Annotated in this window: 14 protein-coding genes and 1 tRNA gene; 5 read left to right on the forward strand and 10 right to left on the reverse strand. The window is 65.0% G+C overall.

Annotation, left to right across the window (positions count from 1 at the left end; all coding sequences use genetic code 11):
* The 7 genes from Q0743_RS20790 to Q0743_RS20820 form a co-directional block, all read right to left on the reverse strand.
* Positions 1-444, reverse strand: a complete 444-nt coding sequence (locus tag Q0743_RS20790) for a hypothetical protein (RefSeq protein ID WP_298243360.1) — start codon at positions 442-444, stop codon at positions 1-3.
* 2 nt (positions 445-446) lie between these two features.
* Entirely contained in the window at positions 447-815 is a 369-nt protein-coding gene (locus Q0743_RS20795; RefSeq protein ID WP_298243361.1) for a nuclear transport factor 2 family protein, read from the reverse strand.
* Positions 816-895: 80 nt separating this feature from the next.
* The gene (locus Q0743_RS20800; protein WP_298243362.1) at positions 896-1,363 is read right to left on the reverse strand and encodes a MarR family transcriptional regulator; all 468 of its coding nucleotides are present in this window, start codon (positions 1,361-1,363) and stop codon (positions 896-898) included.
* Between the two features lie 10 nt (positions 1,364-1,373).
* Positions 1,374-2,984 (reverse strand): acyl-CoA synthetase, encoded by a 1,611-nt coding sequence (locus Q0743_RS20805; RefSeq protein WP_298243363.1) that lies wholly within the window; start codon positions 2,982-2,984, stop codon positions 1,374-1,376.
* A gap of 129 nt (positions 2,985-3,113) precedes the next feature.
* The gene (locus Q0743_RS20810) at positions 3,114-4,250 is read right to left on the reverse strand and encodes an epoxide hydrolase family protein (protein ID WP_298243364.1); all 1,137 of its coding nucleotides are present in this window, start codon (positions 4,248-4,250) and stop codon (positions 3,114-3,116) included.
* Positions 4,251-4,476: 226 nt separating this feature from the next.
* Entirely contained in the window at positions 4,477-4,932 is a 456-nt protein-coding gene (locus Q0743_RS20815; RefSeq protein WP_298243365.1) for a GatB/YqeY domain-containing protein, read from the reverse strand.
* A 51-nt stretch (positions 4,933-4,983) separates the two neighbouring features.
* Positions 4,984-5,694 carry an alpha/beta hydrolase gene (locus Q0743_RS20820; RefSeq protein ID WP_298243366.1) on the reverse strand — a complete coding sequence of 237 codons (711 nt, stop codon included), beginning with the start codon at positions 5,692-5,694 and terminating at the stop codon, positions 4,984-4,986.
* Positions 5,695-5,840: 146 nt separating this feature from the next.
* Between Q0743_RS20820 and carA the strand changes: the two genes are divergently transcribed.
* Positions 5,841-7,031, forward strand: a complete 1,191-nt coding sequence (gene carA / locus Q0743_RS20825; RefSeq protein ID WP_298243367.1) for a glutamine-hydrolyzing carbamoyl-phosphate synthase small subunit — start codon at positions 5,841-5,843, stop codon at positions 7,029-7,031.
* 38 nt (positions 7,032-7,069) lie between these two features.
* Here carA and Q0743_RS20830 read toward each other — a convergent pair whose 3' ends face one another.
* On the reverse strand, positions 7,070-7,327 hold the full coding sequence (locus Q0743_RS20830) for a hypothetical protein (RefSeq protein WP_298243368.1): 258 nt from the start codon (positions 7,325-7,327) through the stop codon (positions 7,070-7,072).
* 105 nt (positions 7,328-7,432) lie between these two features.
* On the opposite strand from Q0743_RS20830, the gene Q0743_RS20835 reads away from it, so the two are divergent.
* The gene (locus Q0743_RS20835) at positions 7,433-7,954 is read left to right on the forward strand and encodes a cupin domain-containing protein (protein ID WP_298243369.1); all 522 of its coding nucleotides are present in this window, start codon (positions 7,433-7,435) and stop codon (positions 7,952-7,954) included.
* A gap of 119 nt (positions 7,955-8,073) precedes the next feature.
* On the opposite strand, the gene Q0743_RS20840 is transcribed toward Q0743_RS20835, so the two are convergent.
* Positions 8,074-8,598, reverse strand: coding sequence for a DNA starvation/stationary phase protection protein (locus Q0743_RS20840; RefSeq protein ID WP_063197129.1), 525 nt, complete (start codon positions 8,596-8,598; stop codon positions 8,074-8,076).
* 115 nt (positions 8,599-8,713) lie between these two features.
* Here Q0743_RS20840 and Q0743_RS20845 point away from each other — a divergent pair, with 115 nt between their 5' ends.
* Together Q0743_RS20845 and Q0743_RS20850 are read left to right on the forward strand one after the other, a co-directional pair.
* A complete protein-coding gene (locus tag Q0743_RS20845) occupies positions 8,714-9,415 on the forward strand; it encodes a class I SAM-dependent methyltransferase (RefSeq protein ID WP_298243370.1) in 702 nt (233 codons plus the stop codon).
* 54 nt (positions 9,416-9,469) lie between these two features.
* Positions 9,470-9,545: transfer RNA gene (locus tag Q0743_RS20850), tRNA-OTHER, on the forward strand.
* A 114-nt stretch (positions 9,546-9,659) separates the two neighbouring features.
* Here Q0743_RS20850 and Q0743_RS20855 read toward each other — a convergent pair.
* The gene (locus Q0743_RS20855) at positions 9,660-10,031 is read right to left on the reverse strand and encodes a transcriptional regulator (protein WP_298243371.1); all 372 of its coding nucleotides are present in this window, start codon (positions 10,029-10,031) and stop codon (positions 9,660-9,662) included.
* 112 nt (positions 10,032-10,143) lie between these two features.
* Here Q0743_RS20855 and Q0743_RS20860 point away from each other — a divergent pair, with 112 nt between their 5' ends.
* Positions 10,144-11,313, forward strand: a complete 1,170-nt coding sequence (locus Q0743_RS20860; RefSeq protein WP_298243372.1) for an MFS transporter — start codon at positions 10,144-10,146, stop codon at positions 11,311-11,313.
* Positions 11,314-11,317 lie beyond the last annotated feature (4 nt).

Genomic DNA, 11,317 nt, shown 5'->3' on the forward strand with positions numbered 1-11,317 from the left:
TCAGGACGCGATCGCGAGCCGAAGCGCGACTGCGAGATTGGCCGCGAACAGGCCGGCGTCGATGACGAAGATCCGGAGCATCGGGCCCTTCAACACCGGCCAGTAGGCGACGCCGACGCGTCCACCACGCATCAGCACCGGGAGGTTGTAGGCGAACTGGCTGAAGTGGCAGGCGGAGAAGAACAGGAACAGCGCGAGCTGCGCCTCGACTGGCTGGAAGAAGAGCGGGCGCGCGGCCAGAAGGTAGAACGACAACAGCCCGATCGGCAGGTTCATGCCGCCCAGGAACGCCACGCTCGCCGCCAGCGTCGGCGCGATCGGATTGCTGTGCTCTTCCCGCGGCAGCAGTATCTTCAGCGTGTTGCGTTGGGCGATGCTGAACTGGATGAAGGCGCCGACGAACCAGAGCGTGTTGAGAAGCAGGACGATATCCGAAGGGCGCATGATCATTTTCCGTAGAAGGCTTCGCTGCGGACGACGCGGCCGGCATCGTCGAAGTCCATGAACTCGCTGGCCCTGACGTCGCCGAGCTGCCACCATACGACCAGCCGCGCGATCGTATCGTCCCAGCTCCAGCTCAAGATTTTGAGGTCGGCGCTTTCGATGTGGCCATAGGCCTTCTGCCAGTAAGCGCGGATGTTCTCGGCGCCGCTCACCACCGGCGAGCCGGTCAGCGTCAAGGCCAGAGGACTGCGCATCTGCGCGTCGTCGGCAAAATGCGCGACGACGGCATCGATATCGACCTTGCACCAGTTCGCGCACCAGGCCGCGACGAAAGGCCCGGCCGCCGCGCGATTCATCATCTGTCCGGCCATGACGCGGCCCTCCCCTCGCTCGTTGGCGAGGAAAGTGGCAAAGCCGGCCTCTCATGTCAACTACATTGACTTGAGATTCGTCAATTGTGGTCGGCGATCGCCTCCATGACGGCCATCCAGGCCGCTGTGCTGGACGACCCGGCGCGATCGAACGCCTGGCGCATAACGTTACGCTCGTGGTCGGATGCACGCTGCTCGATGCGCTGCCCCGCAGCCGTCAGGCGCAGCAATTTCGAACGGTGCTGCTCGGGCGAGCGCCTGGACGTCAGGAGCTTGCGCTCCAGCAGGAGATTGAGCGGCCGGTTGAGCGCCTGCTTGGAAATGCCGAGGACCTCGAGCAGCGCGCCGATCGCGATATCGGGCCGGCGCGCCACGACATAGAGGATGCGATGGTGCGGGCGCGACAGGCCCTGCTTCGCAAGGTATGCGTCGGCCTCCAGCGTCATGCCGCGCCAGCCGTAATACATCAGCTCCAGCGCCGCATCGAGATCGTGCAGCTTGTCGAGCGAGGCGCGGTGCAGTCCCGCGGCTTGAGACGTCTTTGCCATGGTCGGGAAGCTAGCCTTTCGCGCGCAGCTCGCGCCGCAGCACCTTGCCCGTCGCGGTCATCGGCAGCGTCTCGGCGAACGCGACGAAACGCGGATATTCGTGGGCGGCGAGCTGCACCTTGACGAACTCCTGGATCTCGCGGGCGAGCGCGTCGGTGCCGGCAAAGCCCGGACGCAGCACGATCCAGGCCTTGATCGATTCGGTGCGGATCGGATCGGGGATGCCGACCACGGCAGCCATCGCCACCGAGGGATGCTTCATCAGCGTGTGCTCGATCTCGGAGGGGCCGACGCGATAGCCGGCGGTGGTGATGACGTCGTCCTCGCGGCTGACATACCAGAAATAGCCGTCCTCGTCCTGCGCGCTGAGATCGCCGGTGAGCAGAAACTCGCCGGCATATTTCTTCGCGGTCGCCTCGGGATTGCGCCAGTATTCGAGCATGGTGACCGGGCACGGCTGGCGCACGCCGATGATGCCGCGCTGGCCTCTCGGCTGCTCCTCGCCCTTGTCGTTGACGATGCGGACGTCGAAGCCCGGCGTCGCCTTGCCCATCGACCCCGGGCGGATCGGAAACAGATTGGAATTGCTGCCGATCACGAGATTGCACTCGGTCTGACCGAACACCTCGTGTGCGTCGATGCCGAAGGTCTCGCGCACCCAGCCGAGCAGCTCGCCGCCAAGCGATTCACCGCCGGTGAAGATGCTGCGCAGCTTCACGCCCGGATGCTTCACCCCGGCCTGCCGCATCAGCTTCAACGCGGTCGGCGGCAGGAAGACGTTGCGCACGCCAAGATCGGCCATCATCTGCATCGCCGCCTGCGGCTCGAATTTTCGCGCGCGGTGACCGACCAGCGGGATGCCGTGATACCAGAACGCCAGCAAGCCGTTGACGAGGCCGCCGATCCAGGCCCAGTCCGCCGGCGTCCACATGAGATCGCCGGGCCGGGGCAAGAAGTTGTGGCACATCTCGACGTTGGGCAGATGGCCGAGCACGACGCGGTGCGCATGCAGCGCGCCCTTCGGGTTGCCCGTGGTGCCCGAGGTGTAGATGATCAGCGCGGGATCGTCGCAGGACGTATTGACCCGCGTGAAGTCGGGTGACGCGGCCTTCACCGCGTCCCAGAACGATGTCGTGCCCGCGGGGGCGCGCTCGCCGACGATATAGACATTCTTCAGGTCAGGCAGGCGGTCGCGGATCTTGGCGAGTTTCTCCCAACCGCCCTCGTCGGTCACGATGGCCTTGGCTTCGGAGTTCGACAGGCGGAATTCCAGCGCGTCCTCGCCGAACAGCGCGAACAGCGGGATCGAGATCATGCCGGAGCGGAACGCCGCCATATGGGCGACCGGCAATTCCAGCGATTGCGACAGGAACACCGCGACGCGGTCGCCCCGCGACAGCCCATCGGCCTTCAGCACATTGGCAAAGCGGCGCGACATCTCGGCGATCTCGTCGAAGGAGGTGCGACTGGTCGCGCCGTTCTCGTCGACATAGACCAGCGCGAGGCGCCCGGCGCCGTCGGCATGGCGGTCGCAACACGCCTCGGCCATGTTGAAGCGATCAGGGATGTCCCAACGGAAGTTGCGGACGAGGTCGTCGTAGGTCTTGGCTTCGGAGAGCATGGGCTTGGTCGTCTTCCCGGTGTCTTCTTGTTAGGGTCCAGTCTAAAGCTGTGAGTGCTCGGGACAAGAGCCTCTCGGCGTCATTCCGGGGCGACGCGTCAGCGTCGAGCCCGAAATGACGGCGGAGGTTCACCGCACCGTCGCAAAGAACTTCCTGACATCGCGCACGAACAGCTCTGGCTGCTCGAAGGCGGCAAAGTGACCGCCCTTCTCCATCTCGCTCCAATGCGTGATGCGGGAGAAATTCGGCTCCATCCAGCGCCGCACCGGCGTGATGATCTCCTTGGGAAACACGGCGACACCGGTCGGCACGCCAACCTTGGGCGTGGTGCGGCGCTTGCCAAAACTCTCCCAGTAGAGCCGCGCCGAGGAGGTCGCCGTCTCCGTCGCCCAATAGAGCATGACGTTGTCGAGCAGCTCGTCCTTGCCAAAGATGTTTTCGGGGTGCCCGTTGCAATCGGTCCAGGCCCAGAATTTTTCCAGGATCCAGGCCGCCTGCCCGCTCGGGGAATCCGTCAGGCCATAGCCGAGCGTCTGCGGCCGCGTCGACTGCTGTTTTGAGTAACCGGAATCGAGATCGACATAATGCTTGAGCCCGGCGAGCGCGCGCTTCTCCTCCGCCGTCGGCTCGCCCTCCACTTTCGGCGCGGCGTTGAAGGCGAGCGTGATGTGGATGCCGGCGCAATGCGCCGGATCCTGCGCACCGAGCGAGGTCGTCACCGCCGAACCCCAGTCGCCGCCCTGCGCGCCGTAACGCGGATAGCTGAGCCGGTCCATCAGCTTCGCCCAGGTCGCGGCGATGCGGTCGACACCCCAGCCGGTGGCCTTCGGCTTGGCCGAGAAGCCGAAGCCCGGCAGCGAGGGACAGATCACGTGAAAGGCATCGGCGGGATTGCCGCCATGCGCGGCGGGATCGGTGAGCGGCGCGATCACCTTCTGGAATTCGACGATCGAGCCGGGCCAGCCATGCGTGACGATCAGCGGCAGCGCGTTCGGCTCTTTCGAGCGAACGTGCATGAAATGTATGTCGAGCCCGTCGATCTCGGTGGTGAACTGCGCGAAGCGATTGAGCTTTGCCTCGCGGGCACGCCAGTCATAGCCGTCAGCCCAGTAGGCGCAAACTTCCTGAATCCACTTCCGCGGCGCGCCCTGGCTCCAGTCGTCAACCAGCTCCGCCTCCGGCCAGCGCGTGCGGGCGAGGCGCGATTTGAGATCGGCGAGGATGTCGTCGCTGACGGCAATGCGGAACGGCTTGATGGCGGTCATTGGCGGCCTCCCTTCTTTTCTTATGGAGAGAGTAGACCGAACCGATGCCGCATCAAAGGTTGCCCATCCTCCCCTGGGGGGAGGATCGGTTCGCATAGAGCGAAGCGGCGTGCGAACCGAGGTGGAGTGACAGTCTCTCCACGGAAGCGCTGCCGGAGTGGAGAGATCACCCCACCCTGCTCGCGCTACGCGCGATTCCCCTGCCCCTCCAGGGGAGGGTAAGCAGCTAGCCCGATAGCGCGGCCTTCACCAAGCCGCTGGCCTTGCCGAAATCCATCTGCCCCGCGTATTTCGCGCGCAGCACGGCGATCACCTTGCCCATGTCCTTCATGCCGGCCGCACCGGTCTCGCCGATCGCATCCGCGATCGCCTTCTTCACTTCGTCCTCGGACATCTGCTTGGGCAGGTACGCCGAGATCACCGCGATCTCCTCGCGCTCCTGGGCTGCGAGCTCGGCGCGGCCGCCCTTGTCGTAGAGCTCGACCGATTCCTGCCGCTGCTTGATCATCTTCTGGAAGACGCCGAGCAGGTCGGCATCCGACAACGGCGGCTTGCCCTGCCCGCGCGCGTCGATGTCGGCGTTCTTGATGGTCGAGTTCATCATGCGCAGCGTGGACAGCTTGCGCTCGTCCTTGGCCTTCATGGCCTCCTTGACCGCAGTGTTGATGTCGTCGCGCAGCATGGTCGTGATCCCTTCGAATATATGACGCCTGATCTAGGCCGTTTGCGCCCTTCACACAACCTGGCTGGCGAGCCATTCGGTCAGCGCCCGCGCGGTCGCTTCCGGCTGCTCGGCTTGCGGCAGGTGCCCGCAAGCCTCGAGGATCACGAGCCTTGCGCCGGCGATGCCCTCGGCCATCTCCTTCGAGAAGGCGTTGGGGATGGTATTGTCGGCATCGCCCGTCAGCACCAATGTCGGGCAGGTGATCGTCGCCAGCGTCGGGCGCGAATCCACCCGCGCGATGATCGCGGTCTGCTGCCGCAGATAGCCCTCGACGCCGACGTCCTCGTCCTGGGCGTGCACCAGCTTCAGAATATCGGAGTCATCGCGCCGCGAGGGATGCACCAGCTCCGGAAAGCTCTCTTCGCGGATGGCGCGCAATTCGCCGCGCCTCGCGCGCTCCATCAGGCCGCGGCGGCGCGCGGTCGCCTCTGGCGTATCGGGCCGGGCCTGGGTGTTGATCAGCGCCAGCTTGATGACCCGCTCGGGCGCCTGGCGCATGATCTCGAGCGCGATGTAGCCACCCATGGAATGCCCGGCGAGCGCAAAGCGCGGCGGTGCCTCGCGCAGCAGGCGGGCGGCGATATCAGCCATGCTGTCGTCGCGGATATGGTTGGCAATCATCACCGGGCCGAACCGCCACAGCGCCGGGACGACGGGGGCATAGATCCGGGCCGAGGAGGCCAGCCCCGGAACCAGCACCATCGGGGTCGTCTGGTCCATTATTGCCTCGCAAGCCGCTCAAATTGCCGGAAATTATCGTCGCAAGCTTAAGTGCCCGAAGCAGGCTGTCAAATATGCAAAAACGCATGTGAATCGGCGCATCTGCGCTTTGACGGCGGCGCCCGCGGGGACTATGAAACGCGCTCATGACACAACATGACAACGATCCCGCCTGGCCGGACCATAAACCGACCGCGCTCCTCGTGCTTGCCGATGGCACGGTGCTGGAAGGCTTCGGTCTCGGCGCCGAGGGCCACGCCGTCGGCGAGGTCTGCTTCAACACCGCGATGACCGGCTATGAGGAGATCCTCACCGATCCCTCCTATGCCGGCCAGCTCATCACCTTCACCTTCCCGCATATCGGCAACGTCGGCACCAACGACGAGGATATCGAGACGGTGAACATGGCGGCGACGCCGGGCGCGCGTGGCGTGATCCTGCGCACCGCGATCACCGATCCCTCCAACTACCGCGCCACCAAGCATCTCGATGCCTGGCTCAAGGCGCGCGGCATCATCGGTCTCTCCGGTATCGACACCCGCGCCCTGACCGCGCTGATCCGCAGCAAGGGCATGCCCAATGCCGTGATCGCGCACGCCAAGAACGGCGAGTTCGACCTGCATGGCCTGAAGGAAGAAGCCCGCGAATGGCCCGGCCTCGAGGGCATGGACCTCGTGCCGATGGTCACGAGCGGCCAGCGCTTCACCTGGGACGAGACCCCCTGGCTGTGGGACAAGGGCTTTGGCCGCCAGGACAAGCCTGAGTTCAACGTCGTCGCCATCGACTACGGCATCAAGCGCAACATCCTTCGCCTGCTCGCCGGCGTCGGCTGCAAGGTGACGGTGGTGCCGGCGACGACCTCGTCCGCAGACATCCTGGCGATGAAGCCGGACGGCGTGTTCCTGTCGAACGGTCCGGGCGATCCGGCCGCCACCGGCAAATATGCCGTGCCCGTGATCCAGGACGTCATCAAGTCTGGCACGCCGACCTTCGGCATCTGCCTGGGACACCAGATGCTGGGTCTTGCCGTCGGCGCCAAGACCAAGAAGATGCATCAGGGCCATCACGGCGCCAATCATCCCGTCAAGGACGAGACCACCGGCAAGGTCGAGATCACCTCGATGAATCACGGCTTTGCCGTGGACGAGGCGACGCTGCCGAAGGGCGCCACGCAGACCCACATTTCCTTGTTTGATGGGTCCAACTGCGGCATCCAGCTCGACGGCAAGCCGGTGTTCTCGGTGCAGTACCACCCCGAGGCTTCGCCCGGCCCGCGCGACTCGCACTATCTGTTCCAGCGCTTCGCCGATCTGATGCGGCAGAAGAAGAGCGCGTAAGACCAAGAACACCGGCGGACAAAGCCGCCGGCGATGCGTCACGGGCGCATGAACATGAAGTCCGTGTCGGGATCGCAGTTCTCGGCGATGAAGCGCAGCTCCGCTTGAATGTCCGGGACGGACCTCGTCTCCAGATATTTCGAGATCACCAGGCTGAGCAGGGCGCGGCACACGGCTTCGTGCCCGAGACCGGACGTCTCGGCGTCGTCGATGGCCGCCGAGAAATGACGCTGCGCAACGTCGGATGCGTACATGGCGTTCCCTTTATCTTTCGGTGCGATTTGCGTGCCCGCCATTGGCCGCCCGTGCCTTGATCTCCATCAAGCCGGCGCGGAGCGGCGCAGGAACAAGGGGGCGTGCACCGTCTTGATCCCCAAGCTGTTGTGATCCGGAGCCCCGAAATGTCCGCCGTCCGCGACAATGCCGAGCCGCTCGCCATCGTGTTCGAGGATGACGGCCTCGTGCCGAACAACATCCTGCCCTTCCTGGTTTACCAGAGCGCGGTGAAGCTCGATCCCGAGCGACCCGAGGCGAGCATCGAAGATCTGTTCGAAGCGAACGGCTGGGGCGGCACGTGGCGCAACGGCGTCTACGATTATCTGCACTATCACGCGACGGTGCACGAGGTGCTCGGCGTCGCCCGCGGCCGCGCGCGCGTCCGCTTCGGCGGCGACCACGGCCAGGAGCTGGACATCAAGGCCGGCGACGTCGCGATCCTGCCGGCCGGCACCGGTCATCAATGCATCAAGGCGAGCGATGATTTCTGCGTGATCGGCGCCTATCCGCCGGGCGCGAAGATGGAGATCACAAGGGCGACGCCGGAGAACCACGCCAAGGCGCTGAAGACGATTCCGCAAGTCGCGCTGCCGCCGGCCGATCCGGTTACGGGCAAGGGCGGGGCGTTGATGCGGCTGTGGCGGTAGCCGAGCAGATGGTGCCGTAGGCTGGGCAAAGCGGAACGTGCCCACCCATTTTTCGCGATCGAGAGGGATGGTGGGCACGGCGCGCGAAGAAGCGCGCCTTTGCCCACCTGATATCCCGGCTACGCCTCGTTGCCGCCTTCCTGACGCGTGGCCTCGAACAGGAACCAGGTCCGGCGCTCGGTCTCGTCGATGAAGTTCTCGAGCAGGCTCGCGCTCGCCACGTCTTCGGCCTTGTCGCAGACGTCATGCGCTTTGCGCATCGCGGCCGCGACGTGCTTGTTGTCCTGCATCAGCTCGCGCAGCATCTCGCGTGGCGGGACGTAGTCCTCGTTATTGTCCTTGATGGTCTGGAGCTTTGCGACCTGGCCGATCGACTTCAGCGTGGTGCCGCCGATCTTGCGGACACGCTCGGCGAGCTGGTCGGTGGTGGCGAAGATCTGGTCGGACTGCTCGTCGAGCAGCAGATGGTAGTCCCGGAAATGCCGGCCGCTGATGTGCCAGTGGAAATTCTTGGTCTTCAGGTACAGGGCGAAGGCGTCGGCCAGAAGCACGTTGAGCGCCTCAGAGACCTTCTTGACCCCGTCGGGCGACAGATCGGTGGGGGTATCGAGATCGGGCGAGACCTTGTTGTTGGTTTTGCTCACGGGAGACCTTCCTGTTAGGACGCGGACATTGACGGCGCGCCGTCGCACCCCTAACGCAAGCGGGCAGCGCCGGTTCCCCGACAGGAACTGTTTCGCCGGGACCCTCGGATACCCCATGGACGATTGGATCGATTATTACGACTCCACGCATACGATCTATGTCAGCAAGCTGCATCGCGACTTGCACTTCCAGATCATCGCGCGGGACATCATCGGCTACATCACCTCGCCCGAGGCGACCGTGCTCGACTACGCCTGCGGGGAGGCGTTGTCGGCGAACCAGGTGGCGGCCGCCTGCGGCAAGCTGATCCTAGCCGAACCGGCGCCCGGGGTGCGCGGCCGGCTGATCGCGCGGTTTGCCCCGAACACCAAGATTCGCGTCCGCTCGCTCGACGACGTCCGCAAGATGCAGGACCAGTCGATCGACCTCGTGGTGATGAACTCGGTCGCGCAGTACATGACGCCGGACGAGCTTGATGCCGCGTTTCTCAACATCCGCCGTATCCTGACGCAATCAGGCAAGCTGGTGCTGGGAGACATCCTGCAGCCCGATGTCGGCATGTTCAGGGACGTCGTGGCGCTACTCGGCTTCGGCCTGCGGCACGGCTTCCTGAAGGACGCGCTGATCGGGCTGATCAGCACAGCGCTGTCGGATTACCGCCATTTGCGCACGCGCATCGGGCTGCAGCGCTACAGCGAGGACGAGATCACCGCCAAGCTGAGGGCCGCGGGCTTTGGGGTCCAGCGCGCCCACACCAATATCGGCCATAATCGCTGGCGCATGACCTTCATCGCTCGGCCGCCGCTGGTTCGTTAAGCATAACAATTAGCCGTTGTAGCTTGTCGCACTGCAATCGGACATGATCGCCGCGGCCCGGTGGCGGAAGCGTCTACGCGAGGGCGGTGCAACGCTCTTCATCCTGGTTCAAATCCAGGCCGGGTCTCCATGCTTCGCCCCTGCGGGGCTACGCGTGGCGCAGCCACGCGAGGCCCGAAGGGACGAAGCGTGTCCGGCGTAGCTGGAGCGAAGCGGAAGCGAAGACGGACTGCCTGCCGCGACCTCAATCCGCCTCTACCACATCACACCCGACGACGAGCTGAAGCCGCTCCGCATCCTTCGCCGCCGATTTGATCACCGCATCGAGCAAGCCGGGAAAGCGCACGTCCAGATCCTCACGGCGCAGCCGCATGAAGCGGTTGGTGCCGGCGACGCGCGTCTGCATCAGGCCGCATTCGCGCAGTTTGGCGAAGTGATAGGCGAGGTTAGACTTGGCCCCGAGACCGCTGAAATCGCCGCACCGCAACTCGCTGCTGACACGTTCTTGCTGGGCAAGCTGGTACACGATCGCCAATCGGATCGGATCGCTCAGGCAATCCAGGACCATCGGCAGCTCGATCTGCTCGCGGGTGGGGTGGAGGGGTGTGCGGCTCATGGTCCGAAATCATAGCGATCCGGACCCAATGTTCAATAGTTCTTGAACCAATTGACAGCGGCTTCCGAAAATACCAATAGTTCAATAATCATTGAACATAAGGTTGCACCCGATGAGCGTATTCTGGTTGGCCCTGGCGGCCTTCGCGATTGGCACAGAAGGCTTTGTGATCGCAGGACTTTTGCCCGGCATCGCCGCTGATTTGCAGATTTCAGTGCCGGCCGCCGGCCAGTTGGTCACCGCCTATGCCCTCACCTACGCCGTGGGTTCGCCGATCCTGGCGGTCGCGCTGAACAATATCGACCGCCGCACCGTGCTGGCCCTGGCGCTGACGACTTTCATCGCCGGAAACCTCGCGGCCATGGTCGCATCCAGCTACGCCTTGCTGCTCGCCTCGCGAATGCTGATGGCGCTGGGCTCGGGCCTGTGCGTGCCGACGGCCATGGCGGTGTCTGTCGCGGTCGCCGCTCCCGAACGCCGCGGCCGCGCGGTGGCGCTGGTCACCTCGGGCATCACGGTTGCGACTGTCATCGGTGTTCCCCTCGGCAATCTCGTCGGCAGCCTGGTCGGCTGGCGCGCGACCTTCGCCATGGTCGCCCTGATCAGCGCCGTTGCGCTCGCCGGCCTTCTGCTCGGGCTGCCCCGCGGCCTGCCACGCAACACCGCCTCGCTCGGCGAGCGGATGGCGGTGGCGCGTCACAGCCACGTGCTGGTCGCGCTCCTGATCACCATTCTCTGGGCGCTCGGCGGCTTCACCGTGTTCACCTATTTCGCGGTTCCACTGCGCAGCCTCGGCTTCGACGCCTCGCAGATCAGCCTGGCGCTCCTGGTGTTTGGCGGCGCGGCGGCGATCGGCAACATGCTCGGCGGCGTGCTGGCCGACCGGCTCGGCACGCTGGCCACCGCCGGCCTCGGGCTGGCCGGCATGTCGGCGGCTCTGATCCTGCATTCGCTGGTCCTGAAGCTGATGCCCGGCCAGGCGCATTACGCGGTGCTGGGTGCGATCTTCCTCTGGGGCATCTCGGGCTGGGCGTTCTATCCGGCCCAGGTCGCCAGCATCATCCGGATCGAGCCGCAGGCCTCGATGATCGCGCTCTCGCTGAACGCCTCCGCCATGTATCTCGGCTTCGCCATTGGCGGAGCATTGGGGGGCGCGGTGCTGGCCACCCTCTCCCCGAACGACCTCGGCTGGATCGGCGGAACGAGCGTTGCGGCCTCGCTTCTGGTCCACCTCGCCCGCGGCTGGCAGGCCCGGCCAAAACCGGTCAAAATTGCCGGTTGATGGG

Source organism: uncultured Bradyrhizobium sp. (genome assembly GCF_936943645.1).
Lineage (GTDB): Bacteria > Pseudomonadota > Alphaproteobacteria > Rhizobiales > Xanthobacteraceae > Bradyrhizobium.